We start from the raw sequence: 26,411 nt of genomic DNA, 5'->3' as shown, positions 1-26,411 counted from the left end.
CGGGCTCTCACCGGGCCATTCGGGCTCACCAGGCCAGTCGGGCTCACCAGACCAGTTGGGCTCACCAGGCCAGTTGGGCGATCTCCTCCGCCACCACCGCGCAGGCGTCCGCCGCCGGGTCGATGAGGGGGAAGTGGCCGACCTCCTCCAGGAGCGTCAGGCCCACCACCTCGCCCGCCTTGGCCGCCGCATCCGCGTAGGACTCGGCGACCGCCTGCGGGACGACCACGTCCGTGCGGCCCTGGACCAGGGTGGTCGCGATGCCGGTCGGGAGGAGGAGCGCCGGGTCGGCGTAGGGCTGGCGGTCGGCGAACTTCTCCTCGCCGCCGAGGAGTTGGAGGGCCGCGTTGCCGCAGACGTCCAGCTTCTCGGCCATCGCGAAGTCCGCGATGGGGGCCAGGGCCACGACACCCCGCAGGAGTGCGGGGCCGGCGATGCGCCACTTGGCGTCCGCCGGGAGGACGTGCCGTGCCGCCGCCCACAGCGCCAGGTGGCCGCCCGCCGAGTGGCCGCAGAGGACCGTACGGCGCAGGTCCGCCCGCGGTACCGCCTCGCGGACCAGGGCCGGCAGGGCGTCCAGCGCCGCCGCCACGTCGTCGAAGGTGTCCGGCCAGCGGCCTGCCACCGGGGCCGTGCCGCCCTGCGCGGGGAGCGTCGCGCCGCGCCGGTACTCCACGTTGGCCACCGCGAAACCGCGCCGGGCCAGGTAGTCGGCGAACGGGGTGATGTGGCCGCGGTCGTACGGCGCACGCCACGCGCCCCCGTGCAGGACCACCACCAGCGGGACCAGCGGCTCCTCGGTACGCGGGGCGTAGAAGTCGATCACCTGGTCGGGATGGTCGCCGTAGGCGGCCGTGGCGTCGGGCGCGACGTGCGGGTGCGAGAAGGCCGACTCCTCCTCGGCGGCGGCCCGGGCTGCTGCGTCGTCGTCCGGCATGCTCCAACCTCTCAGCGACGATGGGGGCACCTCCCAGGCTTTCGGCACTGGGGGAGGTGTTGGCGGACCAGGTAGGGAAATCGGCCGTTGGCCGGGACGGTACCAGGCCCGTGACGTGCGGGGACACGCCGATGTCACGCACGGTGAGGATTGCTCGGTTCTGTACCGTCCCGACCCCTGTCCGGGGATGACTATGTCGTCATGTCGCTAGGCGAGGGCCGTTCCCGCCACCTCCCGCAGCACCTCTCCCAGCACCCGCGCCGCCCGCTCCGCGTCCGCGAAGCCGACGTACAGCGGGGTGAAGCCGAAGCGGAGCACGTCCGGGTGCCGGAAGTCGCCGACCACGCCCCGCTCGATCAGCCGTTTCATGACGTCCCCGGCATCGGAACAGCGCAGCGCGATCTGGCTGCCGCGCTCTTCGTGGGCCACCGGGGTCACGCACTCGACGCGGCCCGCCGGGACGTACGCCTCGACGCACTCCAGGAAGAAGTCCGTCAGGGCGAGCGACTTGGCCCGTACGGCCGTCACCGGCACCCCCTCCCACACCTCCAGCGCCGCCTCCAGGGCGAGCATGGAGAGGATGTCCGGGGTGCCGACGCGACCGCGTACCGCCCCGGCCGCCGGTTCGTACGCCGGGCGCATCCCGAAGGGCTCCGCATGGGAGTTCCAGCCGGGGAGCGGGGAGTCGAAGCGGTCCTGCAACTCCCGTCGTACATACAGGTACGCCGGTGAGCCCGGTCCGCCGTTCAGGTACTTGTAGGTGCAGCCGACCGCCAGGTCGACGCCGTGCTCGTCGAGGCCCACCGGCAGCGCGCCCGCGCTGTGGCACAGGTCCCAGACGGACACGGCCCCGGCCGCGTGGATCTCGGCGGTGCGGGAGGGCAGGTCGTGGAGGCGTCCGGTGCGGTAGTCGACGTGGTTGAGGAGTACGGCGGCGGTACGGTCGCCGAGCGCCGCGGGGACCTCGGCGGGCGTGAGCGGGCGCAGGGTGCAGCCGGTCAGCCGGGCCGCCGACTCGGCGATGTAGCCGTCCGTGGGGAAGGTCGTCGCGTCGACCAGGATCTCGTCGCGGCCCTCCCCCGCCAGCCGTACCGCGCCCACAAGTGCCTTGAACACGTTGACACTTGTCGAGTCGCCGACCACGATCTGACCGGCCGCCGCGCCGACCAGCGGGGCGATCCGGTCGCCGATCCGCTCCGGCGCCGTCCACCAGCCGCTCTCGTCCCAGGACCGGATCCGCAGCTCGCCCCACTGCCGCCGGACGACGTCCTCGACGCGGCCGGGGACGTGTGCGGGCAGGGCGCCCAGCGAATTGCCGTCCAGGTAGACGACGTCGTCGAGGACGAAGCGGGAGCGGAGCCCGGCCAGGTCGTCCGACGCGTCGAGCTTCTCCGCCCGCAGGGCCGCGTCAGACATGGGACCTCGCCGTCCACAGCTCCGGGAAGACGTTCTTGCGGGCGCGCTTCTCCAGCCAGGCGACCCCGGCCGAGCCGCCGGTGCCGGCCTTGGCGCCCATCGCGCGGCGGGTGGCGACCAGGTGGTCGTTGCGCCAGCGCCAGACGAGCTCGGCGACGTCGGTCAGCGCCTCGCCGAGGCGGGCGAGGTCGGCGTCCTCGGCGCCGGAGTAGACGGCGGTCCAGGCGGCCTCGACGGCGGCGGAAGGTGTATAGGGCAGTGATATGTCACGTTCCACCAGCACCGCGTCCGGGATCGGATACCCCCGCCGCCCCAGCAGCCGCACCACCTCGTCGTACAGGCTCGGCTCGTGCAGCGCCTTCTCCAGTTCCGCGTGCACACGGGGGGCGCCGCGGTGCGGGACGAGCATGGACGCGGACTTCTCGCCGAGCAGGAACTCCATCCGCCGGTACATCGCCGACTGGAAGCCGGAGCCCTCGCCGAGGGCGGAACGGTAGGAGTTGAACTGCGCCGGGGTGAGCTGGCCGAGCGGCTTCCAGGAGGCGTTCAGCGCCTCCAGCTCGCGGGTGGAACGCTTCAGCGCGGCGATCGCGGTGGGGATGTCGTCACCGCGCAGCGCCGCCGCGGCCGTCTCCCACTCGTGGACGATGACGGTGAACCACAGCTCCATCACCTGGGTCGTGACCAGGAAGACCATCTCTCCGGGATCGTCGGAGAGGGTGTGCTGGAGGTGGGTGAGCACGTCCGCCTTGACGTAGTCCTCGTACGGCGTCGTGCCGGCGAAGTCGAGATGCGGGGTCTCGGGCTCGTGGTTTTCGAGAGCCTCTTGGGACATCGCTGTCTCCTGTTTTGTACTCCGGGTAGCGGTCCGCCCCTGCCGATGCCGACACGGGGGCCCCGGTCCCCACTGGCATCTTCCGCAACGTAACCCGGAAACGGCAAGGCCGCCCGCCGCCGGACGGACCACACCCTCCCCCGGGACGGCCCTCCGGAAGCCGGCGGGACGCGGGGTGAGGCTCCCGGCGGTGGCAGACTTGCGCCATGACGACGCACACGAACCTGCTCGGCGGCCCGGAGCCGACGTATCTGCCGGAGAACGAAGAGGCGTACCGCCTGCTGGGCGAGGAGTCGCTGGCTCCCGTCGAGGTCGCGGCGAAGTTCCCGACCTTCTCGCTGGCCTGGGCACTGCTCGCCGACGAGGCGTTCGAGCGCGGCGCGGTCGTCGAGTCGTACGCCTACGCGCGCACCGGCTACCACCGCGGGCTGGACGCCCTGCGCCGCGCCGGGTGGAAGGGGCACGGCCCCGTTCCCTGGGAGCACCGGGCCAACCGGGGCTTCCTGCGCTGCCTCGCCGCGCTCGCCCGCGCCGCCGGTGAGATCGGCGAGAAGGACGAGAACGAGCGCTGCTGGCAGTTCCTGAAGGACAGCAGCGCGGAGGCGTACACCGAGCTGCACGGATAGCAGGGGGCGGTTCAGGTTCCGGGGCACCCGGCGGCCGTCCAGGCGGCGTACTCCTGGCGGACGTAGAGCGAGCGCCTGCGGGCGAGCGTGATCGCGTCGGGGTGGTACGGGCCGGCCACCAGGTCGGGATGGCGGCGGTCGTACCGGACAAGTCGCTCGGCGGTTTCCGCGGCGGCCGCGGCCGGGCCGGAGCCGCCGCCCAGGGCCATCCGGTCCATGAGGGCAGCCCTGCGCAGCAGCCAGGCCCGTTCGGCGGCCGTCGCGTCGACCGTGGCGCCGGTGACCGGCCCGGCCCGGCGGCCGTCGCGTTCGGCCCCGAGCGCGAGCAGCCGGTGCATCTCGCGGCGCAGATCGGGCGCATCCGCGTAGGCGCGGGGACCGGTGCCGCAGCGTCGGCACGGCACCGTGTCGTGGCCGGGATCGCAGGGCTCGCCGTGATCGCCGGGCTCGCCGTGATCGAGGGCCGATGGATGCGCCGTAGACCGCATGGGAACCCTGGCCGGTCCCGGGCAGCCGTCGACGGGGCACGGCTTGTGGGTCGCGAAGGCCCACTCGCGGGGTCGTCCGCCCCGGCGTCGCGGCTCGCCCGGGCCGGTCATGCCGAACACCTCAGGCAGGCGCGGACCTCGCGGCCGCCGCGGGTCTGGTGGACCTCGGTCGACTGGGCGAGGTACTGGACGATGCCGGTGCCGCGGCCGTGTTCGTCGGGAGCGGTGTCGCGGCGACGGCGCTCGACCGTCATGCCGGAGTCGGTGACCCCGATGTGCAGAGTGCCGTGGTCGAGGACGAGCGACAGGGTCATGTGCTCACGGCCGTACTGGGCGGCGTTGGCGGCGAGTTCGTCGACGATGAGAACGGCGGAGTCCCGCTCGCTCGCGGGCACGCTCCAGGTCTCCAGCAGATCGGCCGCGAAGTGGCGGGCGGCGGAGACGTGTGCCTCCTGCGCGGGCAGGGTGAGCAGCGCCTGGTAGCGGCAGGGCTCGCCGGGCAGGGAACTCGGGCGGGGCGAATCGGTCACGAACATGGTCTTCTGGCTCTTCCGTGAAGGTGCGGAGACCGGGATGAGGGAGACCGCCGAAGCGTCGGGGCGGCTGTACCGGTCCTGCGTGGGCGTGCTCATTCAGTTCCACGGACGGCACGCACCCGATGGTTCGAGCCGTTCGCACCTTTTGTGATGATTCTCGCGAGCTCCGGCACAGGCGCGGGAGAGCACCGGCAGCGGACAACCCGGCACGATCGGGGAACGCCTCACGATCGGGGAATGCCTCACGATCCGATGGTGACCAGCTTCTGGCCGTCGCCCGCGAGGATCTCGAAGTGCTGGATGTCCCCCGGGGACATGGCGACCGCACCCGGGACCGTGGTGCCGGGCGGGTATGCGCCCGCCCGCCAGGTGGCGCCGTCCGCCCTGGCGCCGCCGGGCCCAACGGCCTGGAGCCGGCAGGTGATTCCGGCGGGCGCCCCCTTGGCGTGGACCTGTAGGACACTGCCCCAGGCGGAGGGGTAGACCTGCACCGAGGCGGAGACGCCGGTGGCGGTATCGCTTCCGGAGAACGTGCGCCAGGCAGTCGGCGCGGTCGCCCCCGGCGGCGTCGCCTGACTGCTCACGGATCCGACAGTCGCCAGCCACGTGCCGCCGACCGCCGCCGCGACGAACGTCAGGGAGGCGGCGGCACCGGCCAGTTGCAGACGCCGGCTCCTGCGCCGCCGGGCCGCGGCCCGCTGCAGCAGGCTCTCCAGCACACCCGGCTGTGGCGGTGCCGCCGCCACAGGCGGTGCGGGTGAGGAGACCCGCGTACTCTCGGCCGCCTGGGCCACCAGCCGGTCGGCCAGGTCGCCGTCGGCCGTCGGCATCGTCCGGCCCGCCGCCTCGGCCTCGGCCTCGGTCACCGTCGCCAGCAGCGCGGGCAGTCCCGCCAGCCGGACGTGTTCGGCCCGGCACTCGTCGCATTCCGTGAGGTGGACGCGCATCTGTTCCATCTCAGCCGCGGGCAGTGTGCCCAGGACGTATCCGCCCAGCGCCAGCCGGAGGGCCTCGTGCTCCGCACTCACGGTCGCCACCTCCCGCACCCCACCGTCATGGCTCGATCCCCCGCTCCTGGAGCGCCAGCCGCAGGGCGTGCAAGGCGTAGTACGTCCGTGACTTCACGGTGCCCAGCGGAATGCCCAGCACCTGTGCGGCCTCCGCCATGGTCCGCCCCCGGTAGTAGGTCTCCAGCAGCACCGCGCGGTGATCCGGGGACAGCGCCCGGAGGGCGTCGGTAACCGCCCAGCTCTGCAGTGCCTGCTCGATCTCGTCCTCGCCCGGTGTCTGCTCGGCGGCGCGCTCCAGCGCCTCGCCACCGGTCTCGGCCGGCCTGGCCCGCCGGGCCCGGTGGGCGTCGATGACCAGATGCCGGGCGACCGTGCACAGCCAGGCCCGGGCCGGGCCGCGTGCGGGCTCGAACGCGGCGGGGTGCTGCCACGCCCGCAGCAGCGTCTCCTGCACCACATCCTCCGCCCATTGCCGATCTCCTGATGTCAGTCGCAGCACGTAGTGGAACAGGGGCCCTGCGTGCTCCGCGTACAGGGTGCGCAGCAGCTCCTCGTCCGCGGTCGAAAGCGTTCCTCTACTGGAGACACGGCGCGCGGAGCGATCCGGATCAACCCTTTGGTCACGCTTTCGGAAACTCCGGGGCATAAGTCGATCATCGCGCACATGCAGTTCTTTGTCCTGTAACGCACGGCGCGGTACAGGCGGCACCCCGTGTCACCGCCAAGAAGTCCAATAAAAGTGCATATGTGCCGAACCGCAGGGCCCTCGCCGTCCGTGGAGCCGGACAGGAACCGACTCACGCGCAGTTCCTCATCGACCCCCCACACGGCAAAGGACTGATCGGACGTGACCGAGACACAGCACCCGAACTTCCACGCACCAGGCCGACGCTCACGCGCCGCGGCCGGGCTGGCCCTCGCCGCCCTCGCCACCGCCGGCACGCTGGGGCTCCTCACCTCATGCGGCCGGTCACCGCACTCCTCGGCCATCGGAGCCGATGCCGTCGCGCCCGGCCGTCCCAGCGCGTCCCCGATGCCCGGCATGAACATGCCCTCAAGCCACCCGGGCACGGGCACGCCGGTGGCCGGGACCGCCGTCGCGATCAAGAACTTCGCGTTCTCGCCGGCCACGCTGAAGGTGCCGGTGGGTACGACGGTGACCTGGACCAACCAGGACACCGACGCCCACACCGTCACCAGCACCGGATCGGGCGGCCCGTTGCACTCCCCCGCCCTGGCCACCCACGGCACCTACAGCCACACGTTCACCGAACCCGGCACCTACGCCTACCTCTGCACGATCCATCCGTTCATGACCGCCACCGTCGAGGTGACCCGATGACCGACTACGACGACTACTACGACAGCCACGACAGCCACGACGGAGCGCAGGCACACGAGGCCGACCGGGAACACGGCATGACGCGTCGCCAACTCATGCGGCACGCCGGGTGGTTCGGCGGCGCGGTGGTGCTGACCGTGGCCGGTGGAGAGGTGATCAGCCACATCGCCGACCCCCGGGGCTCCACCGCCGAGGCCGCCACCGGTACCGACGACGCGGGAAGCGGCACGCTGCGGTTCGTGCAGGTCTCCGACAGCCACATCGGGTTCCAGGGCCCGGCGAACACGGACGTGGCCGGCTCCTTCACCGAAGCGGTCAACCAGGTCAACTCGCTCGGATTCAGGCCTGACTTCGTCATGCACAGCGGCGACCTGACCCACCTGTCCATGGCCGGGCAGTTCGACCAGGTCAAGCACATGATGTCCGGATTGAAGACAGACCGGGTCTTCACCGTACCGGGCGAGCACGACTCCATCGGCGACGCGGGCCGCGCCTACCGGCGGACCTTCGGCACGGGCACGCTCGGCGACGGCTGGTACAGCTTCGACACCCACGGCGTGCACTTCATCGCCCTGGTCAACACCCTGAGCCTGGAGAAGCTCGGCCACCTCGGCAACAGCCAGATCGACTTCGTCCGCAAGGACCTCGCCGGCCTGTCCTCGGACACCCCCGTCGTGGTCTTCAGTCACATCCCGCTGTTCGCCATGTACCCGCAGTGGGGCTGGAGCACCGACGACGCCCTCAAGGTCATCGCCCTGCTGCGCCGCTTCTCCTCCGTGACCTGTCTCAACGGGCACGTCCACCAGCTGTTCACCAAGACCGAGGGCAACATCACCTTCCACTCGGCCACCACCACCGCCTACCCGCTGCCCAGACCGGGCCGTGCCCCCGCCCCCACCCCGCAGGTCGTCCCCGCCCGGCAGCTCAAGGACGCACTCGGCATCCGCAGCGTCGGCTACCGGCAGGGCGACCGCGAACTGGCCATCAAGGATCAGAGGCTGGCATGAACAACCGACGACTCCTGGCCCCCGCCCTGCGGTGGGCGACCGCCGGAACCCTCGCCGTCGGCGGATACGTCCACGCCCAGCTCTACGTCGACGGGTACCGCTTCGTCCACGTCATCGGCCCCCTGTTCCTCCTCCAGGCCAGTGCCTCCTTCGCCCTCGCCGCCCTGCTCGCGGCGGGGCCGCCGCCCCTGCTGCTGAGGGCCGCCGCGGCCGCCGTCGCACTCGGCGCCCTCGGCGGCTTCGCGGCCTCGCGCACGGTCGGCGTGTTCGGGTTCACCGAACACGGTCTGCAGCCCGCGCCGCAGGCCGGCCTCGGTCTCCTCGCCGAAACCGGCACGCTGGTGCTCCTCGCGGCCTGGCAGCCGGCCGGGACGACCGCGGCCGCGGCCGGACGACAAGGGTCACCTCCCCGGCGCCTGGAACCACGCCCAGGGAGCGCCTGGCCGAGCCCGCGTCTGCGCGAGCTGAGGGACACCGTGCGCGTCCTGCTCGGCCTGGACGACGACACCGCCGTCGTGATCCGCCAACTCGGCTGTGCCGCACGCGGCCGCCCACCGCTGGAAACCGTCGTCGAGGTAGTGCCCATGGACGGCGGCGAGGCTCACCGCTGGACACTCCACCGGCCCGCCGACCAGATCACCGAGCACGACCTGCGGACCGCCCTGCTCCGCCGCCGGCAGTAGCCTCCAGCCTCTAGCGGCCCTTCGCCTCGATCGGCGGCGATGTCACGTTCCCGTGGGTACGGCACTCCGGGCGTACGCAGCCCGGGGCCGGCCTGCGGACCAGGGCGAAGGCCAGGGCCGCGCCGACCACCAGGACACCGGCGCAGATGGGCATGGCCCGGTCGAACGCCGCGTCGAACGCCGAGGGCGACCGGTAGGCCTCCGGGCCCATCCCCGCGAGCAGCGGCAGCGCCGCCACCGCGATCAGGCTGGCGGCGCGGGCCGCCGCGTTGTTGATGCCGCTGGCGATGCCCGCCCGGGCCGTGTCCACGGAGGCGAGGACGGAGGCGGTGAGCGGGGCCACCAGGGTGACCATGCCGACGCCCTGGACCAGGACCGCCGGGAGGACGTCGGTCAGGTAGTTCGCGTGTTCGCCGACGCGCAGCATCAGGAGCATCGCGGTGGCGCACAGCAGCGGGCCCACCGTGAGGGGGATGCGGGGGCCGATGCGGTCGGCCAGGGCGCCCGAGCGGGCGGAGAACAGGAGCATCAGGGCCGTCGTCGGGAGCAGGGCCGTGCCCGCGGCCAGCGCAGAGTAGCCCGCCACCACCTGGAGTTGGAGCGCGGTGAGGAAGAAGTAGCCGCCGAACGCGCCGTACACGCACAGGGTGACGATGTTCAGTGCCGTGAACTGGCGGGACGCGAAGATGTCCAGCGGGAGCATCGGGTCCTGGCGGCGCTTCTCGACGTACACGAAGGCCACGCCGGCCGCGACGCCCGCGATGGCGAGCAGCGAGGTGGTCCCGGCCTCGATCAGCGCGAACGTCACCAGGCCGAGCGCGAGCGCGCCCAGCACCGCACCGAGGGCGTCGAAGCGGCCGTGGACCCGGCCGTCGGCGGACTCGGGGACGTGCCGCAGCGCGATGGGGACGCAGAGCAGCGCCAGCGGGACGTTGAGGAGGAAGACCCAGCGCCAGCCCGGCCCGTCCACCAGCCAGCCGCCCAGGAACGGTCCGATGGCCGCGCCGATGCCGCCGAAGCCGGACCACAGGCCGACCGCGCGGGCCCGGTCGTCGGGGTGGAAGGAGGCCTGGATGAGGGCCAGGGAGCCGGGGGTGAGGAGGGCGCCGCCGATGCCCTGGAGGGCGCGGGCGCCGATCAGTACGGCGTCGGTGGGGGCCAGGCCGCACATCAGGGACGCGGCCGCGAACCAGACGACCCCGATCACGAAGATCTTCCGGCGGCCGTACTGGTCGCCGAGCGAGCCGCCGAGCAGGATCAGGCCGGCCAGCGTCAGCATGTACGCGTTGATCGTCCACTGGAGCGCGGACAGGCTCGCGCCCAGGTCGTCGCCGATGCGGGGCAGGGCGACGTTGACGACTGTGGAGTCCAGCAGCGCCATGCTGGAGCCGAGGACCGTGGTGATCAGGATCCATTTGCCCTGGGCTGAGGCGATCCGGACGTCGGGCATGGTTCCAGGTATACAGCGGACCCGGCGCCGTAGACAGACGAACGCCGGGTCCTGACCGTAATGCGGCTTACTTGATCTTGTTGCCCGCCGAGCGCAGGTTCTGCGTGGCCTCGACGACGCGCGCGGCCATGCCGGCCTCGGCCAGCTTGCCCCAGGTGCGCGGGTCGTAGGTCTTCTTGGAGCCGACCTCGCCGTCGACCTTCAGGACGCCGTCGTAGTTCTTGAACATGTGGTCGGCGACCGGACGGGTGAAGGCGTACTGGGTGTCCGTGTCGAGGTTCATCTTCACGACGCCGTTCTCCAGCGCGGTGCGGATCTCCTGCTCGGTGGAGCCGGAGCCGCCGTGGAAGACGAAGTCGAACGGCGACTGCTTGCCGAACTTGGCGGCCACGCCGTCGGCCAGCTCCTTGAGCAGGTCGGGGCGGAGCACGACGTTGCCCGGCTTGTACACGCCGTGCACGTTGCCGAAGGAGGCGGCGAGCAGGTAGCGGCCCTTCTCACCGAGGCCCAGCGCCTCGGCGGTACGGATCGCGTCGTCGACCGTCGTGTAGAGGGAGTCGTTGATCTCGTGGGAGACGCCGTCCTCCTCGCCACCGGTCGGGGTGATCTCGACCTCAAGGATGATGTTGGCGCGGCGGGCCTGCTCCAGGAGCTCCTGCGCGATGGCCAGGTTGTCGGCGAGGGTCTCGGCGGAGCCGTCCCACATGTGCGACTGGAAGAGCGGGTTACGGCCGTTCTTCACCCGCTCCTCGGAGATCGCGAGCAGCGGACGCACGTACCCGTCGAGCTTGTCCTTCGGGCAGTGGTCGGTGTGCAGCGCGACGTTCACCGGGTACTTCTCGGCGACGACGTGCGCGAACTCGGCGAGCGCGACCGAGCCGGAGACCATGTCCTTCTTGTACTGGCCGCCCAGGAACTCGGCACCGCCGGTCGAGATCTGGACGATGCCGTCGCTCTCCGCCTCCGCGAAGCCGCGCAGCGCCGCGTGCAGGGTCTGGGTCGAGGTGACGTTGATGGCCGGGTAGGCGAACTTGCCTGCCTTCGCCCGGTCGAGCATCTCGTTGTAGACCTCGGGGGTTGCGATGGGCATCTGTCCGCTCCTTGAGTGTGCGGGTCGGCGTACTGCTGTTTTCTTACGGCCCTGACCTAGACCTTGGGGGCGACGTCATCGTCGTCCCCATCTTTCCAGACATGAACCGATGCTCCACGCGTCGGTCAAGTCCGGGTCAATCCCGGTCGTCAATCCCAGTCGTCAACCCGGTGTCAGTCCAGACCCAGTTCATCCTTCGAGAAGGCGAACAGGTACGGCACGTCCGCCTGCTCGGCGACCGCCTCGGCCGCCCCGGTCGCCCGGTCCACGATGGTGGCGACGGCGACGACCTCCGCGCCGGCCTCGCGCAGGGCCTCCACGGCGGTCAGCACGGAGCCGCCGGTGGTGGAGGTGTCCTCGACGGCCAGCACGCGGCGGCCCTTGACCTCGGCTCCCTCGATACGGCGCTGCAGGCCGTGCGCCTTGCCCGCCTTGCGGACCACGAAGGCGTCCAGCGTCTTCCCGCGCGCATGGGAGGCGTGCAGCATGGCCGTGGCCACCGGGTCCGCGCCCAGGGTGAGCCCGCCGACGGCCTCGAAGTCGAGCTCGGCGGTCAGGTCGAGCATGACCTGACCGACCAGCGGCGCGGCCTCGCCGTCCAGGGTGATCCGGCGAAGGTCGATGTAGTAGTCGGCCTCCTTGCCCGACGACAGGGTCACCCTGCCGTGCACCACGGCCTTGTCCTTGATCTGTTGCAGCAGCTCAGCGCGTACGTCCGTCATGCCGACCAGCTTAGAGGCGCGTCCACGTCCAGGTGGTCGTGGCTTCCAGCGGTTCCAGCGGGGTGACGAGCTTCGGCAGCGTGTTGAGCCCGTTCGGCGGTCCGGTCTGCGGCTCCACGCAGACGGCCTCCGCCTGCTCGTCGTAGACGACGACCCACTGTTCGCGGCTGGCGACCTTCAGCTCCAGCTGCCCCGGCCAGGTGAGGGTGACGTCGACACCGTCGGGCATGCCGAAGCAGTCGTCCCAGGGGCCGGGCTTCGGGTCGATGCGGTTGCCGGTGGGCAGGTGGTCCGCGCCGCGCTCCTCCTGCCAGGCCGGGGTGAAGTCCACCCGGACGTCCTGGGCGTCCTGGCCGCCGAGGTTCCGGTTGAACCAGGGGTGCCAGCCGATCTGGGCCGGGAAGGAGTCGTCGTACGTCTCCACGGACATGGTCAGCGTCAGCGAGTCCTCGGCGAGCTGCACGACGTGGGCGACGCGCGCGGGGTGCGGCCAGGGGTCGCCGAGTTCGCGCGTGATCACGGCCTCGCTCGCCGAGACCCGCGCGGTGCGCCAGGCGCCGTCGCGGGCGGTGCCGTGGATGGCGTGCGGCGGGGAGTTGAGGGGCATCTGGACGACGTTGGCGCCGTCGAGGAAACGGCCGTCCCGGATCCGGCCGCACCAGGGAACCATCGGGAAGCAGCCGAAACGGTCGCCTTGCCGGAGGAGTTCGAGGGATCCGACCTGGAGTCCGGCGATCCGGCCGCCGTTGCCGGGGTGCAGGTGGAGGGTGGCGTCGCCTGCGGTCAGCGTGATGTCTTCGTTACTCACGGGATGACAGTACTGGGGGAGGGCGTCGGGTTTCGGGTGCGGGTGGGTGGGGGTTGCTCGCGCAGTTCCTCCCCCAGCCTTCGGCTGGGGGTACCCCCAGCGCCCCATACGGGGCGCTGCAGTCGCCCCCCTTACAGCTCACCGCCGGCGCCGCAACGCCCTCGTCACCACGATCGCGGACGCCAGCGCCAGCGCCGCCGCCGGTGCGGCCCATCGCAACGCCGAGCTCCCGGCCACCGTCTGCGGCGCCGGGACCGGCGCGTACCGCCCCCGCGGCGGCGCGTGGTCCACCTCCTCCGCGCTGCGGCCGATCATCGTCCGGCGCGCGTGCGCCGCCTCGGCGAAGATCTCGGGCAGCGGCTCCACCACCGGCTCGCTCACCGGTTCCTCCACCGGTTCCGGCTCTGGTGCCAGGGACGGCGGCGGGACCTCCGTCTCGAAGATCGAGGCCGGTTCGGCGGCGGGCGCCTCCCCCAGCCCCTCCGCGAAACGGCTCAGCAGCCTCGTCGCCGCCGCCTGAACCGCCTCCGCCGGCAGCTCGGCGACCCGCCCGTCGGCGGAGGCCGTACCGGTCACCGTGACGGTGCACCCCTCGCCCGTCTCCGCGAGGCGGAAGGTCAGCGCCAGCTTCACCGTGCCGGTGCCGCGGGCCTCGGTGGCGTCGCCGTCGACCGCGTAGGAACCGTCGTCGTGGGCGGTCACGCGCAGGGAGCCCCGGTAGGTGATCGAGTGGCTGCCGATGCGGACCTTGAGGCGGCCGGTGCCGGGGTCGGCGCCCGCGTCCTGCTGGAGGCCGGGGACTGCCCGGGCGACCCGCGCGGGGTCGGCCAGCGCCTCCCTGAGCCGCGAGGCCGGGGCCGGGACGTACACCTGGTGCTCCATGGCGACTGAGCCTACCCACGAGTCGGTCCGGCACACCCTCCCCGACGCACGGCTCGCTGCGAGCCTCCTTGACGGCCGGGTCCGCTCAGTACCGCGGGTGCACCAGCGTCGACGGCGGCGGCAGCCCGGCCGCCGGCGTCTTGAGCGCGTCCCGCTCCAGTCCCCCTTCCGTGAGCGTCCGCAGCCGCGGTCCGTCGGCCGGGAGTCGCAGCGGCGGCCCGCGGGAACCCGCCGTCGCGAGGATGAAGCCCCAGTCGTGCGGGGCCCTGGACTCGCCCGCCGAGCGGTCGGGGCCCGGGGTGAAACCGGCGTCCTGGCCGAGGACCCGGTAGGAGGTGGTGGCGAGGCCCGCCGCCCGCATGGTCGCGGCGACCGTCCAGAAGGCGTGGGGGCGGGCCTGGACCGGTCCGGCGTGGACGACCAGGCGGCCGCCGGGGGCGAGGGCGCGGCGGACGAGGCCGTAGAACTCCTGGGAGTACAGCTTGGTGCTGGCGGTGATGCCGGGGTCGGGCAGGTCGGCGATGACGACGTCGTAACCGGAGGAACCGGAGGAACCGGCGTAACCGGAGGAGCCGGCGTAACCGGAGCGGGGTGCCTCGCGGAGCCAGTGGAAGGCGTCGGCGGTGAACACGTGGACGTGCGGGTCGTCGTAGGCGTACCCGTTGAGTGCGGCGAGGGCCCGGTCGTGGCGGGCGAGGCGGACCAGGCCCGCGTCGAGTTCGACGATGTCGACGCGGTCGACGCCGGGGTGGCGCAGCACCTCGCGGGCGGCCATGCCGTCGCCGCCGCCGAGGATCAGCACGCGGGCGTGCGGGCCGGTCATCGCGGGGTGGACGAGGGCTTCGTGGTACCGGCGTTCGTCGCGGCCGCCGACCCGCAGCCGGCCGTCGAGGAAGAGGTCGAGGGGGCGGCCGTGGGTGCCGCCGGTGAGGACGATCTCCTGGACGTCGGTCTGGAGGGCGACCCGGACGTCGGCGCCGTAGACGGCGTGCCGTGCGGCCCGTTCGAAGTCGTCGACGAGGACGGCGGCGGCGGCGAGGAGGCCGAGGACGGTGACGTTGGCGACGAGGAGGATCCAGCGGGTCCGGCCGGACAGGTCGCGGCGGAACAGGCCGAGGACCAGGGCGCCCCCGGCGACGACGTTGACGGTGCCGGTGAGCAGGGTGCCCGTCAGCTGGCCGAGGAAGGGCAGCAGCAGGAACGGGAAGGCGAGGCCGCCGACCAGCGCGCCCACGTAGTCGGCCGCGAACAGGTCGGCGACCGCGCCGCCCGCGTCCTGGCGGCGGATGCGCTGGATGAGCTCCATCAGCAGCGGCACCTCCGCTCCAATGAGCAGGCCGATGGCGAGGGAGAAGGCGACCAGGAGGCAGCGCGGGCCGGCGGCCCACAGGCCGCCCCAGCCGCCGGTCCAGGCGAAGACGGCGTACAACGCCATGGCGCTGCAGCCGCCGATCAGCGCCAGAACGGCCTCCACGGCGGCGAACCCGGCCGCCGCGTGCCAGCGCAGCCGTTTCGCGGCGAGTGAGCCGACGCCCATCGCGAAGACCATCACGGACAGCACGACGGAGGCCTGGGTGACCGAGTCGCCGATCAGGTACGAGGCGATGGCGACGAGTTCGAGTTCGTACACCAATCCGCAGGCCGCGCAGACGAACACGCACGCCAGGACCAGGAAGCGGCCCGTCCCCGGCCGCACGGGCAGCGGCGCGGGGGCGCCCCAGGGCGGCGGTGTGCCGGGCGGGGCGGGTGCGTGCGGATCGATCACTCTGCGACGTTACGTCACTCGCTCGGTACGCTTCGTCACCCACACGTGTGGAACTCGGGGCCCTTTGACGCCTCGTTGGTTTATGTCATCCGGCGACGGGTTGGTGCACCGGGACCCGCACACCGACCCGGGTCCGGGTCGCGACCAGCTGGCCGTCCTGCGGGTACGCGTGCCAGGTGCGCCAGTGCACCTGGCCCTCGTGGCGCTGGGCCAGCATCGCCGTGAACGCGTGCGGGCTGCCCGGGAAGACCCCGGCGAGGCCGTGCGGATGCTCGGAGACGAGGGCCAGCAGCTCCTGGGCGCGGCCCGCGAAGGAGCCCGGTGACAGCACCTCGACGCGGGCCGCGAACTCGTACTCCCAGTCGCCGTTGCGCTTGGCGACGCCCAGCGGCAGGGGGGTGCTGGACCCCGGGATGCACGCCACCGTCTCCGAACAGCCGCCGCACCTCTCCTCAAGGAGTACCTGGTGGGACGCGCCGAGCAGTCTCAACTGCAGCTTCGCCCCGGTCAGTTCCAGGTCGAGGGTGGCCAGGGCGGGCAGCGGCTCGCGCCCCAGGGCCCAGGCGAGGTCGGCCGCGCGCGTATCGGTGTAGGTGGTGTTCAGGGTCGTGAGCATGGATCGGCTCCGCTAACACGCAAAAGAGGGAGGAGTGTGGTCCGGCGCACCTCGGTCGACACCGGGAGATCGGCCCGGCCGGCCCAGCCGGGGGAGGGTGTCGTCAGGACGTCCGAGGCGCCGCTTTGGTGATTTAGAGGGAATCATGAACTGTGGTGCCGCCACAGCGTTTTTACCCAACTTCGTGGGGTTTCCATCCCTCAGAGGGCTCCACAGCTCAACTGTTCAACCAAGTTGTGCGCCCCACTCTTTCCGGCGCACGCCGGGGCGCCCGGAGAGAGCTCCCCCCGCCCTCCGTCCGGACGCCCCGGCCCCCGCCACCGCCCGGTGGCTCAGTTGCCCCCTCCGCAGCCGCCCCCGCCGCACGACGAACCGCCCCCGCAGGACGACCCGCCGCCGCACGAGGAGTGCCCGCCGCCGCAGGAGTGGCCACCTCCGTGATGACCGCCGCCGTGCGAGGAGGACGACCCCGAGTCCCCGGCCCACCAGCTGCCGGAGCTGTCGTAGGACGAGGAACCGCCGTCGCGGTACGCCCCCTTGGTCCCGCCGCCCCGGCGGACCGCCGACGCGACGATCGCGAGGCAGATGACCGCGGCCACCACCACGATGAAGACGGTGCCCATGGCGTCACCTTCTTTCCGTTCCCCCGAAGGCGACCCCCCGTGGGCGCCCCGGCCACCGCGAGAGCGCGGCGTGGACTGGGGATGCCCCGCCGTCACGGCGGCCAAAGCGGAGTTGAGGAACTTCTGAGGGTCCCTCAGGACAGCCGGCCCCGCGTCAGCGCGAAGAGGATCAGGAGGTCGATCGTCATCACCGGGATGGCCCACAACGGGTAGTACGGAACGAACATGAACTGGGTGATCAGGCTGACCGCCGCCACCCCTATACCGGCCCCGCGGCCCCAGCCCTGGTCCGTCAGCACTCCCAGGGCGGCGATGACGAGTGCCACTCCGATCACGAGGTGAATCCAGCCCCAGGCCGTCAGGTCGAACCGGTAGGAGTACCGGGACGCGGCGAACAGCGTGTCCTGTGCGATACCGGATGCGCCCATCAGAATGCTGAGGGGGCCGCTGAGCATCATCATGCTCCCGGCGAACATGGACGCGGTGAACGTTCCGCTGCCGCCGGGCTCCCCGTGTCCTCGCTCTGGCCTGCTCGGCACCGTTGTCATGGCAGCAACCTTCCTGTGCGGCGCGGTCACCGATGCACCGTGCCCGCGCGAAGTCGGCCATGCCCTCCTGCCAGCATGGCCGCAATCCCTCGGCACCGCGACTGCAGCCCGCACCGCCGTCAGGGTGTTGCCGCAGGTGCCCGCCCGGAAGCCGGGTTGAGGAAGTCCGGAGCCTGGGCGCAGGATGACCGGCATGACCTCCAGCGAACGCCCGCTCCTGAACCGCCGGCTGGCCGAGTTCGGCACCACGATCTTCGCCGAGATGTCCGCCCTCGCCCTGCGCACCGGCTCCATCAATCTGGGGCAGGGCTTCCCGGACACCGACGGACCCGAGGAGGTCAGGGAGGCCGCCGTACGCGCGCTGCGCGAGGGGCGCGGCAACCAGTACCCGCCGGGCCCGGGCGTCCCCGAGCTGCGCACCGCGATCGCCGCGCACCAGCAGCGCCGGTACGGCCTCTCCTACGACCCGGACGCCGAGGTGCTGGTCACCGCCGGCGCCACCGAGGCCATCGCGGCCGCCCTGCTCGCCCTCCTGGAACCCGGGGACGAGGTCGTCGCCCTGGAGCCGTACTACGACTCCTACGCGGCGAGCATCGCGATGGCGGGCGGCACCCGGGTCCCGGTCACCCTGCGCCCCGACGCCGGCGCCTTCCGCCTCGACCTCGACGAGCTGCGCGCCGCCGTCACCCCGCGCACCCGGCTCCTCCTGGTCAACACCCCGCACAACCCGACCGGCACGGTCCTCACCCGCGCCGAGCTGACCGCGGTCGCCGAACTGGCCGTGGAGCGGGACCTGCTGGTGGTGACCGACGAGGTGTACGAGCACCTGGTGTACGACGAGGCGGAACACGTGCCCCTCGCCACCCTCCCCGGCATGCGCGAGCGCACGGTCACCATCGGCTCGGCCGGCAAGACCTTCTCCTTCACCGGCTGGAAGGTCGGCTGGGTGACGTCGACGCCCGCCCTCGTCTCCGCCGTGCGCTCGGCCAAGCAGTTCCTGACGTATGTCTCGGCCGGCCCCTTCCAGTACGCCGTCGCCGAAGCGCTGCGCCTCCCCGACAGCTACTTCGACGAATTGCGCGCCGATCTGCTCGCCAAGCGAGAACTGCTCGGCGCGGGTCTGGAGCGGGCCGGGTTCAAGGTCTTCCGCTCGGCCGGCACGTACTTCATCACCACCGACATCCGCCCCCTCGGCGAAAGCGACGGCTTCGCCTTCTGCCGTGCGCTGCCCGAGCGCTGCGGAGTCGTGGCGATCCCCAACGCGGTCTTCTACGACCACCGAGAGGCCGGCGCCCCGTTCGTACGGTTCGCCTTCTGCAAGCGGACGAGCGTGCTGGAGGAGGCGGCCTCCCGGCTCAAGTCGCTGGCCGCGTAACAGCCGCACGGTCCGGGGCCGCTCCGTGGAACCGCGCCCCGCACCGGAGGAGCCACGTGAGTCGCGTGTCAGCAGGCACCTTCGCGGCGCGCGCCTCGGCCTCGGTTTCGGTTTCGGTTTCGGTTTCGGTTTCGGTTTCGGTTTCGGCCGGAGCTTCGGCAACACAAACTGCACATCACCCCAGTACGCCACCTGAGCACACGGCCGTCCTCAGGTGCAGGAGGCTGCGGATCACCGTCTCCGACTGGGCGGAGGGGGCGTCGCGGTCGGACCCGCTCCAGTGGCGGCCGGGCCGGGGCGGTGCCGGGCTGGTGACAAGCGCGCCCGACAGCCCCTCCAGCCCGCGACGAAGGCACAACAGCTCGTGTTCCGCCCACAGTTCGAAGCGGCACGTGGCATCTCGATGCAGACGCCGATAGGGCTTGTGCGGCCTTCGAGCCTGATGTGACAAAAGCTGCGAAAGAGAAAAATCGGAGTAAAGTGGGTGGCGCCCTGGGTAGCCTGCTGATCAGGCACAGCGCCTCAGCGCGCGTCCGCCGCAGTTGCCGGAAATCCCCTAGGCAGTAGCGATGAACTCGTCCATTGATCCACCTGATGACGCCTCCGGCGGCCACTCACCCGTTCCTCCGCGGTCCACGCGACCCGTCTCGCCCGCGTCCGAGGCCGTGCGGACGCCGGCTCACTTCCCGCCCCTGCCGCAGTCGGCACCCCCGGAGGGAGCGCCCCCTCCCTTCACCTACGACGTCACCCGGTATCTGTGCGCCGCGATGCACACCGACATCGGGCTCGCCCGCAAGGCCGTGGCCCGGATCGTGCACGAGCCGCGCCGTGCCGCAGCCTCCTCGCCCGGAGTGGACCTCGGTTGCGTGCTGCGGCACGCGCTGGCCGCCCGCGGCCGGCAGCAACGGCGGGATGTCGTACTCCTCCTTCTGCTGCTCGTCGTAGTGGTCACCCTGCCGTTCACCTTCGGCGGATCCCTGCTCCTAGGTCTGTTCGCCGCCTGGGTGATCGTGGCCGCCGAACTGCTGTCCGTGCACTACCGAGTCGTCTCGCGGCAGTTGAAGCGGGAGAACTTCGACCCCAGGCAAGCACCCAGACCGCCGACGGCCATGGAGGCCGCACGCATCGAGGCGATCGAACTCCGTGACCGTGGCAATGTCGTGGTCTCTTCGCGCTTCGAGCCCTTCGTCGGGCACGGCCTGACCTACAGCACATGGTCGTTCGCGCTGAACACCGGGCGCCCCGAGACCGGCAAGCAGGTCATCCCCTTCACCGTCCACGAGCTCAACGCCCATATCTCCGCCCGGGTCGGGGCGCTCAAGCTGCCCGGCATGGACATCGCCGACGTGCTCCTGGTCAACGGGGCCGACCTGCTGATCGGAATCGACGACCGCACCCGGGCCGAGGTGCTGCGCAACCAGGCCGGACCACCCGGAGCGCAGGTCTCGGACGCCCTCCTGCGCGATCTGCGCGAGGACGGCAAGGGCAGGGCGCGGCCCTATCTGGCGATTCGCGTCGCCGGATGGAGCGGCGAGCTGGTCAGCACCCTGCTCCTGAGGTGTGCGCTTCTGCCCGACCGCGACATGGCGTTCATCGAGGGCACCAACTGTCTGCTCGCACCCGTACGTGAGCGGTACCGGACCGTGGACGTGCTGCTGGACTCCCCCACTTTCCGGCAGTGGTGCCGACTGGTGGGAGAGGCGGCTCTGCGCACCCCGATCCTTCTGGTCCGGGCTCCGTTCGCGGTCGTCGGAGATCTCTTCGCACCGCTCGCGCAGCGGCGCGAGCAACGTCGGCAGGAGCGCAGGATCCGCCTGCGCTCCTTCGACTACGGCGCGGAGTTCAGCCTCCGGGAGGAGGCGAGCGACCAGCTCTACCACCGCTACTTCCAGTCGCTGGACCGAGAGTTGTATGCCAAGACGATCGAACACCGTGTGCTGGACGCCTTGGTGGAGTTCCTGGAGAACCACAACATCGACTCCAGCGACCTGATCCAGCGGCAGACGACCATCTACAACTCCGGTCTGTTCGCCGGACGCGACATCTCCATCACCCGCTCCGCCGTCCGCGCCGGAGGCGGCGGCCAGTGGAACAACCCGCCGCAGCCGGCCAAGCAGAGGTGACATGATGCCCGATCACGAGGCTCATGGGGCGGCGGGTCACGTCAGCGGTATTCAGGCCGGCCGGGACGTGCGGATCGAGCAGAGCACGGTCGCCGTGGGACACGCCACGGCGACCGGCGCTCCGACTCCGGCCGAGCACGCCGCGGCCGTGGCGGAACTCCGCGCTGCGGTGAGCCTGCTGCTGGACGGACTGCGCCGCAACGAGGAGCGGTACGACGACGGGGCGGAACTGGTCGAGGCCGCCGAGCAGGTTGAGGCCGAGCTCGCCCGTGACGAGCCCCGCCGCAGCACGCTCCTGCGCTGGCTCGGCTTCATCGCCCCCGGGGTCCACGCGACCGCCACGGTGGCGGCGGACGTGGCGGCCATCCAGCACAGCGTGACGGCCCTGTTCTGAAACCCCTGCCAGGGCAGTTCTGGTGTCGCACGTACCCTCGAATGAGTGCACGAACGCGGTGTCGGCTGGGTGACGTCGACGCCGGAGCTGGTCACGGCGGTGCGCTCGGCGAAGCAGTTCCTGACGTACGTCGCCTCGGGCCCCTTCCAGTACGCGGTCGCGGAGGCCCTCGCCCTCCCGGACGCGTACTTCGAGAGGTTCCGCCGGGACATGCAGACCAAGCGGGACATCCTCGCGGCGGGCCTGCGTGCCGAGGTGCTGAAGGAGGCGGCGGAGCGGCTGCGGCAGCTGTCGTAGCCGCGGGCGGCGGGGGACGTGTGCCTGACCAGCGCACGCAATATTCGACCGGCTGACCGCTTCTCTCGACACTGTGCCCCGCCAGGTCGATCCTGGCGGGGCACAGTCATTTCGCGGCTCCCCCTACGGGGCGCTGCGGCTCGCGCCTCTACGGGGGTGCGTCCCCCATCGGGCGTACATTTCTCGCACCCGCCCCGATCCCCCGGCACTGTGCGAATGTGAGCCACGCCAGCACCACCGCCCTCGCCCCGCCCGTCGCGCAGCGGCCCGGCACCCGGCTGTCCGTCGTCACGGCGGGCGGGGTGGCCGTGGGGCTGTTCGCGGCGGCCCGGCTCACCGGCATGGCCGTGCTGGCGCTGGCCGCCTGGGCGGGCGGCCGGCATCCGCTGACGCTGCTCGGCAGGTCGTGGGACGCGGCGTGGTACCTGGGGATCGCGGCGCACGGCTACGGCCGCACCCTGTACTTCGGTCCCGGCATCGTCCACAGCGACCTGGCGTTCTTCCCGCTCTACCCGGCGCTGATCCGGACCCTGACGGCCGTGACCCCGCTCAGCGGGGCCGGCGCGGGGCTGCTGGTGTCGTGGGCGGCCGCCGCCGTCGCCGCGGGCGGGATCTACGCGGTGGGCGCCCGGCTGCACGGCCGTGCGGTGGGCACCGCCCTGGTGCTGCTCTGGGGGCTGCTTCCGCACTCCGTGGTGCTGTCCATGGCGTACACGGAACCGGTCCTGACCGCCTTCGCCGCCTGGTCGCTGTACGCGGTCCTGGCCGGGAACTGGGTGTGGGCGGGCACCCTGGCCGCCCTGGCGGGGCTGTCCCGCCCCAACGGCTTCGCGGTCGCGGCGGCCGTCCTGCTCGCCGCGGCCTGCGAGCTGCGCCGCGCCCGCGGCCGGGTTACCCACAGGCTGTGGACGGGCGCGGCGCTCGCCCCGCTGGGCTGGACCGCGTACGTCCTCTGGGTCGGCCGCCGCACCGGCGACGCGCTCGGCGGCTACTTCGGCGTACAACGGCTGTGGGGCTCGCGCTTCGACTTCGGCCGGGGCTCGCTGGCCTTCGTCCGTACGCTGCTGCTGCGCGGCGACCGTTTCGTCTTCCCGATGTCCCTGCTGATCGTGGCGGCCGCGGTGGTCCTGTTCGCCCTCCTGGCCCTGGACCGCGCCCCGCTGCCGCTGCTCGCCTACACCGCCGTGCTCCTGCTGATCGCGCTCGGCGGCTCGGGCTTCTTCGAGTCGAAGCCGCGCTTCCTGCTCCCGGCCTTCCCGCTGCTGCTCCCACTGGCCCGGGCGCTGGTCCGCACGGCGAGAGCCCGGCCCTGGCACGCGACGGTGGTGGTCACGGCCCTGGCCGGGCTCTCGTTCGGCTACGGCACGTACCTCGTCGTGTACGCGCACACACCGCTGTAGGAAGACTGCGGGAAGCGACAGGAGGACGGACTACTCGTCGTCCTCGGGCTTCTCGGCCTCGTTGACGGCCTCCTCCAGGCCGAGCTGCTCGACCAGCCACTTGTCGAACTCGATCGCGGCCCGCACCCAGCTGACCGTGGACGAGACGAAGTGGTTGATGTCGACGCCCGTGCCGATCAGCATCTGGGCCTCACCGATGAGACGGACAGTGCCGTCGTCGTGGGTGTGGGTGTAGACCTTGGGCCACAGGGTCCGCCGGTTCCAGTCGTCGATCGACTCGAGCAGCTGCGGCTTCTCGTCGATCTTGTGGGGGCGGTCGTAGAACGTCCGCACCGAGAAGACGGCCTGCTCGTCCTCACCGCGGAACATGAAGTACGTACGGAACTGCTCCCACGGCGCCGCGAGGTCGCCCTCGTCGTCGACGACATACTTGAGCTCCATCTGGTCGAGGAGCTGCTTCACAAGATCCTGATCCGGGACGACGGGGCCCGCCGGTCCTTGGGGCTGCGGCTCGGGCTGGCCCCCGAAGTTCGGAATCGAGGACGGGTCGATGGTCACCGTGAATTTCCCTTCGTCTGGACCCCGCCATCCTCCCCCATCCGGGGAGGGGGGTGGCAACCCCCGCCCCGGCGGGTTCATCTCGCGTTGGCGGAATTCCGCTCAGAGCGTTTTCCCGGTCTCCTGACCGGCGCTTTCCACGGCCTCCTCCGCCGTCACCGGCCCCACGATCAGCCCCTCCCCGAACGCGTCCACGCGGATCGTGTCGCCGTCCTTGACCTCGCCGGCCAGGATCTCCTTGGCGAGGCGGTCGCCGATGGCGGTCTGGACCAGGCGGCGCAGCGGGCGGGCGCCGTACGCCGGGTCGTTGCCCTCCTCGGCGAGCCAGGCCAGGGCCTCCGGGGTGATCTCCAGGGCGAGCCGGCGGTCGGCGAGGCGCTTGGCGAGCCGGTCGATCTGGAGCCGGGCGATCCGGGCCAGTTCGTCCTTGGCCAGGGCGGAGAAGACCACCAGGTCGTCCAGGCGGTTCAGGAACTCCGGCTTGAAGGACTGCCGGACCGTCTCCAGGACCTGCCGCTTCTTCTCCTCCTCGCCGAGGACCGGGTCGACCAGGTACTGGCTGCCCAGGTTCGACGTCAGCACCAGGATGGTGTTGCGGAAGTCGACCGTGCGGCCCTGGCCGTCGGTGAGGCGGCCGTCGTCCAGCACCTGGAGCAGGATGTCGAAGACCTCGGGGTGCGCCTTCTCCACCTCGTCGAGGAGCACCACCGTGTACGGGCGGCGGCGGACCGCCTCCGTGAGCTGGCCGCCCTCCTCGTAGCCGACGTACCCGGGCGGGGCGCCGACCAGCCGGGCCACGCTGTGCTTCTCGCTGTACTCCGACATGTCGATGCGGACCATCGCCCGCTCGTCGTCGAAGAGGAAGTCGGCGAGGGCCTTGGCGAGTTCGGTCTTGCCGACGCCGGTCGGACCGAGGAAGAGGAAGGAGCCGGTGGGGCGGTCCGGGTCGGCGATGCCCGCGCGGGAGCGGCGGACGGCGTCGGAGACCGCGCGTACGGCCTCGGTCTGGCCGATCAGCCGGCGGCCCAGCTCGTCCTCCATGCGGAGCAGCTTCTGGGTCTCGCCCTCCAGCAGGCGCCCGGCCGGGATGCCGGTCCAGGCGGCCACCACGTCGGCGATGTCGTCGGAGCCGACCTCGTCCTTGACCATGGTGTCCCGGGAGGTCTCCTCCTCGGCCTCGGACGCGGCCTCCAGCTCCTTCTCCAGCTGCGGGATCTCGCCGTACAGCAGCTTGGAGGCGGTGTCGAAGTCGCCGTCGCGCTGGGCGCGTTCGGCGGTGCCGCGCAGGGCGTCGAGCTTCTCCTTCAGCTCGCCGACCCGGTTCAGGGACTGCTTCTCGCGCTCCCAGCGGGCGTTGAGGCCGCGCAGGTCCTCCTCCTTGTCGGCGAGGTCGCGGCGCAGCTTCTCCAGGCGCTCCCGGGAGGCCGGGTCGGTCTCCTTCTCCAGCGCCATCTCCTCCATCTTCAACCGGTCGACGGAGCGCTGGAGTTCGTCGATCTCGACGGGCGACGAGTCGATCTCCATGCGGAGCCGGGAGGCCGCCTCGTCGACGAGGTCGATGGCCTTGTCGGGGAGGAAGCGGGAGGTGATGTACCGGTCGGAGAGGGTCGCGGCGGCGACCAGCGCGCTGTCGGCGATCTGGACCTTGTGGTGGGCCTCGTAACGGCCCTTCAGACCGCGGAGGATGGCGATGGTGTCCTCGACCGTGGGCTCCGCCACCAGCACCTGCTGGAAGCGGCGCTCCAACGCCGGGTCCTTCTCGATGCGTTCGCGGTACTCGTCGAGGGTGGTGGCGCCGACCATGCGCAGCTCGCCGCGCGCCAGCATCGGCTTCAGCATGTTGCCGGCGTCCATGGCGGAGTCGCCGCCCGCGCCCGCGCCGACGACCGTGTGCAGCTCGTCGATGAAGGTGATGATCTGCCCGTCGGAGTCCTTGATCTCGGCGAGGACGGTCTTCAGCCGCTCCTCGAACTCGCCGCGGTACTTGGCCCCGGCGACCATGGCCCCGAGGTCGAGCGAGACGAGCCGCTTGTCCTTCAGCGACTCGGGGACGTCCCCCTTGACGATCCGCTGCGCGAGCCCCTCGACGACGGCGGTCTTGCCGACGCCGGGCTCGCCGATGAGGACCGGGTTGTTCTTCGTACGGCGGGACAGCACCTGCACGACCCGGCGGATCTCCTGGTCGCGGCCGATGACCGGGTCGAGCTTGCCGTCCCGGGCGGCGGCCGTGAAGTCGGTGCCGAACTTCTCCAGCGCCTTGTACTGGCCCTCGGGGTCGGCGGTGGTCACCCGGCGCCCGCCGCGGGCCTTCTGGAAGGCCTCCACCAGCTTCTTCGCGGTGGCACCCTGGCGGTCAAGGACCTCGCCGGCCGCGCCGCCCTTCGCGGCGATACCGATGAGCAGGTGCTCGGTGGAGAGGTAGTCGTCACCGAGGTCCTTGGCGCGTTCGCCGGCGTCGGCGATGACCGCGAGCAGCTCGCGGTTGGGCTGCGGGGGCGCGACCGTGGAACCGGTCACGCTGGGCAGCGCGGCCAGCACGCGCTCGGCGCCCTGGCGTACGGCGGCCTGGTCGGCATCGACCCCCGCGAGCAGGTCGGTGATGTTCGCAATATCCTGCCGCTGGCCTTGCCCGGCCAGCAGAGCCAGCAGCAGGTGGGCAGGGGTGAGGTCCGCGTGCCCCTCGGTCACGGCCCGGCTGCTGGCCGCGTTGATCGCGTCCCGGCTCCTGTTGGTCAGCTCGGCGTCCACGTTCGCGTTCTCCTCCTCGGCGTCGTTCGGCTGACTCAGCCAACGTACACAAAGTTGAGTCTATTCCACTCAAGGTACGAGCGGGAGCCCTTCCGGGGACTGCCAGGAACGACCCGGAGGCGGAGCCGGCCG

General features: G+C 71.7%; 26 protein-coding genes and 1 pseudogene. 9 read left to right on the top strand and 18 right to left on the bottom strand.

Features of this window, described 5'->3' with window-relative positions; all coding sequences use genetic code 11:
• Positions 1–61: 61 nt before the first annotated feature.
• From ABT137_RS27445 to ABT137_RS27435, 3 genes are all read right to left on the bottom strand, one after another.
• On the bottom strand, positions 62–937 hold the full coding sequence (locus tag ABT137_RS27445; RefSeq protein WP_351713417.1) for an alpha/beta hydrolase: 876 nt from the start codon (positions 935–937) through the stop codon (positions 62–64).
• Between the two features lie 207 nt (positions 938–1,144).
• A complete protein-coding gene (gene kynU / locus ABT137_RS27440) occupies positions 1,145–2,353 on the bottom strand; it encodes a kynureninase (protein WP_351713415.1) in 1,209 nt (402 codons plus the stop codon).
• Positions 2,346–3,188, bottom strand: a complete 843-nt coding sequence (locus ABT137_RS27435) for a tryptophan 2,3-dioxygenase family protein (RefSeq protein ID WP_351713414.1) — start codon at positions 3,186–3,188, stop codon at positions 2,346–2,348. The genes kynU and ABT137_RS27435 overlap by 8 nt, the downstream gene beginning before the upstream one ends.
• A 206-nt stretch (positions 3,189–3,394) precedes the next feature.
• Here ABT137_RS27435 and ABT137_RS27430 point away from each other — a divergent pair, with 206 nt between their 5' ends.
• The gene (locus ABT137_RS27430) at positions 3,395–3,814 is read left to right on the top strand and encodes a DUF3151 domain-containing protein (protein ID WP_351713412.1); all 420 of its coding nucleotides are present in this window, start codon (positions 3,395–3,397) and stop codon (positions 3,812–3,814) included.
• 11 nt (positions 3,815–3,825) lie between these two features.
• Here ABT137_RS27430 and ABT137_RS27425 read toward each other — a convergent pair whose 3' ends face one another.
• The 4 genes from ABT137_RS27425 to ABT137_RS27410 form a co-directional block, all read right to left on the bottom strand.
• Positions 3,826–4,413, bottom strand: a complete 588-nt coding sequence (locus ABT137_RS27425) for a hypothetical protein (protein WP_351713410.1) — start codon at positions 4,411–4,413, stop codon at positions 3,826–3,828.
• Positions 4,410–4,934 (bottom strand): ATP-binding protein, encoded by a 525-nt coding sequence (locus tag ABT137_RS27420; protein ID WP_351713408.1) that lies wholly within the window; start codon positions 4,932–4,934, stop codon positions 4,410–4,412. Before ABT137_RS27420 ends, ABT137_RS27425 begins: the two co-directional genes overlap by 4 nt.
• A 146-nt stretch (positions 4,935–5,080) precedes the next feature.
• Positions 5,081–5,866 (bottom strand): zf-HC2 domain-containing protein, encoded by a 786-nt coding sequence (locus ABT137_RS27415; RefSeq protein ID WP_351713406.1) that lies wholly within the window; start codon positions 5,864–5,866, stop codon positions 5,081–5,083.
• A gap of 25 nt (positions 5,867–5,891) precedes the next feature.
• Positions 5,892–6,494, bottom strand: a complete 603-nt coding sequence (locus ABT137_RS27410; RefSeq protein ID WP_351713404.1) for a sigma-70 family RNA polymerase sigma factor — start codon at positions 6,492–6,494, stop codon at positions 5,892–5,894.
• 201 nt (positions 6,495–6,695) lie between these two features.
• Here ABT137_RS27410 and ABT137_RS27405 point away from each other — a divergent pair, with 201 nt between their 5' ends.
• From ABT137_RS27405 to ABT137_RS27395, 3 genes are read left to right on the top strand one after another with little or no spacing between them, the layout of a single operon-like run.
• Positions 6,696–7,190: a cupredoxin domain-containing protein gene (locus tag ABT137_RS27405; RefSeq protein WP_351713402.1), complete on the top strand. Its 495-nt coding sequence runs from the start codon at positions 6,696–6,698 to the stop codon at positions 7,188–7,190.
• Positions 7,187–8,197 carry a metallophosphoesterase family protein gene (locus ABT137_RS27400; protein ID WP_351713400.1) on the top strand — a complete coding sequence of 337 codons (1,011 nt, stop codon included), beginning with the start codon at positions 7,187–7,189 and terminating at the stop codon, positions 8,195–8,197. Before ABT137_RS27405 ends, ABT137_RS27400 begins: the two co-directional genes overlap by 4 nt.
• Positions 8,194–8,880, top strand: a complete 687-nt coding sequence (locus ABT137_RS27395) for a hypothetical protein (RefSeq protein ID WP_351713398.1) — start codon at positions 8,194–8,196, stop codon at positions 8,878–8,880. Before ABT137_RS27400 ends, ABT137_RS27395 begins: the two co-directional genes overlap by 4 nt.
• 10 nt (positions 8,881–8,890) lie before the next feature.
• On the opposite strand, the gene ABT137_RS27390 is transcribed toward ABT137_RS27395, so the two are convergent.
• The 9 genes from ABT137_RS27390 to ABT137_RS27350 form a co-directional block, all read right to left on the bottom strand.
• Positions 8,891–10,330 carry an MFS transporter gene (locus ABT137_RS27390; protein WP_351713396.1) on the bottom strand — a complete coding sequence of 480 codons (1,440 nt, stop codon included), beginning with the start codon at positions 10,328–10,330 and terminating at the stop codon, positions 8,891–8,893.
• A 67-nt stretch (positions 10,331–10,397) separates the two neighbouring features.
• On the bottom strand, positions 10,398–11,420 hold the full coding sequence (gene fbaA / locus ABT137_RS27385; protein ID WP_351713394.1) for a class II fructose-bisphosphate aldolase: 1,023 nt from the start codon (positions 11,418–11,420) through the stop codon (positions 10,398–10,400).
• 173 nt (positions 11,421–11,593) lie between these two features.
• Positions 11,594–12,142: an orotate phosphoribosyltransferase gene (gene pyrE / locus ABT137_RS27380; protein WP_351713392.1), complete on the bottom strand. Its 549-nt coding sequence runs from the start codon at positions 12,140–12,142 to the stop codon at positions 11,594–11,596.
• 10 nt (positions 12,143–12,152) lie between these two features.
• Positions 12,153–12,950: an aldose epimerase family protein gene (locus ABT137_RS27375; RefSeq protein WP_351713390.1), complete on the bottom strand. Its 798-nt coding sequence runs from the start codon at positions 12,948–12,950 to the stop codon at positions 12,153–12,155.
• A 138-nt stretch (positions 12,951–13,088) separates the two neighbouring features.
• Positions 13,089–13,832, bottom strand: a complete 744-nt coding sequence (locus tag ABT137_RS27370; protein ID WP_351713388.1) for an SRPBCC family protein — start codon at positions 13,830–13,832, stop codon at positions 13,089–13,091.
• Between the two features lie 85 nt (positions 13,833–13,917).
• Entirely contained in the window at positions 13,918–15,597 is a 1,680-nt protein-coding gene (locus ABT137_RS27365) for a polyamine aminopropyltransferase (RefSeq protein ID WP_351713386.1), read from the bottom strand.
• An 85-nt stretch (positions 15,598–15,682) separates the two neighbouring features.
• Positions 15,683–16,213, bottom strand: coding sequence for a DUF2617 family protein (locus ABT137_RS27360; protein ID WP_351713384.1), 531 nt, complete (start codon positions 16,211–16,213; stop codon positions 15,683–15,685).
• 332 nt (positions 16,214–16,545) lie between these two features.
• Positions 16,546–16,836, bottom strand: coding sequence for a hypothetical protein (locus ABT137_RS27355; protein ID WP_351713382.1), 291 nt, complete (start codon positions 16,834–16,836; stop codon positions 16,546–16,548).
• Positions 16,837–16,970: 134 nt separating this feature from the next.
• Complete coding sequence (locus tag ABT137_RS27350; protein ID WP_351713380.1) at positions 16,971–17,384, bottom strand: DUF7144 family membrane protein; 414 nt, start codon at positions 17,382–17,384, stop codon at positions 16,971–16,973.
• A gap of 184 nt (positions 17,385–17,568) precedes the next feature.
• Here ABT137_RS27350 and ABT137_RS27345 point away from each other — a divergent pair, with 184 nt between their 5' ends.
• The 5 genes and pseudogenes from ABT137_RS27345 to ABT137_RS27325 all read left to right on the top strand — a co-directional run bounded on the left by ABT137_RS27345 (position 17,569) and on the right by ABT137_RS27325 (position 22,973).
• The gene (locus ABT137_RS27345) at positions 17,569–18,759 is read left to right on the top strand and encodes a pyridoxal phosphate-dependent aminotransferase (protein ID WP_351713378.1); all 1,191 of its coding nucleotides are present in this window, start codon (positions 17,569–17,571) and stop codon (positions 18,757–18,759) included.
• Positions 18,760–19,424: 665 nt separating this feature from the next.
• Entirely contained in the window at positions 19,425–20,882 is a 1,458-nt protein-coding gene (locus ABT137_RS27340) for an AbeC-like domain-containing protein (protein WP_351713376.1), read from the top strand.
• Positions 20,883–20,886: 4 nt separating this feature from the next.
• On the top strand, positions 20,887–21,276 hold the full coding sequence (locus ABT137_RS27335) for a hypothetical protein (RefSeq protein ID WP_351713374.1): 390 nt from the start codon (positions 20,887–20,889) through the stop codon (positions 21,274–21,276).
• 60 nt (positions 21,277–21,336) lie between these two features.
• Positions 21,337–21,525: pseudogene (locus ABT137_RS27330) on the top strand (aminotransferase class I/II-fold pyridoxal phosphate-dependent enzyme); the annotation flags it as partial.
• Between the two features lie 266 nt (positions 21,526–21,791).
• Positions 21,792–22,973 carry a putative hexosyltransferase gene (locus ABT137_RS27325; RefSeq protein WP_502984583.1) on the top strand — a complete coding sequence of 394 codons (1,182 nt, stop codon included), beginning with the start codon at positions 21,792–21,794 and terminating at the stop codon, positions 22,971–22,973.
• Between the two features lie 30 nt (positions 22,974–23,003).
• Here the strand turns inward: ABT137_RS27325 and ABT137_RS27320 are convergent, their stop codons facing one another.
• Positions 23,004–23,531 (bottom strand): type III secretion system chaperone family protein, encoded by a 528-nt coding sequence (locus ABT137_RS27320; protein ID WP_350784267.1) that lies wholly within the window; start codon positions 23,529–23,531, stop codon positions 23,004–23,006.
• 102 nt (positions 23,532–23,633) lie between these two features.
• Positions 23,634–26,279: an ATP-dependent chaperone ClpB gene (clpB, locus tag ABT137_RS27315; RefSeq protein ID WP_351713372.1), complete on the bottom strand. Its 2,646-nt coding sequence runs from the start codon at positions 26,277–26,279 to the stop codon at positions 23,634–23,636.
• Between the last annotated feature and the right edge of the window lie 132 nt (positions 26,280–26,411).

Origin of the sequence: Streptomyces sp. NPDC001980 (assembly GCF_040296885.1) — a bacterium.
GTDB lineage: Bacteria > Actinomycetota > Actinomycetes > Streptomycetales > Streptomycetaceae > Streptomyces.
This window is presented reverse-complemented; position numbering and strand designations above follow the sequence as displayed.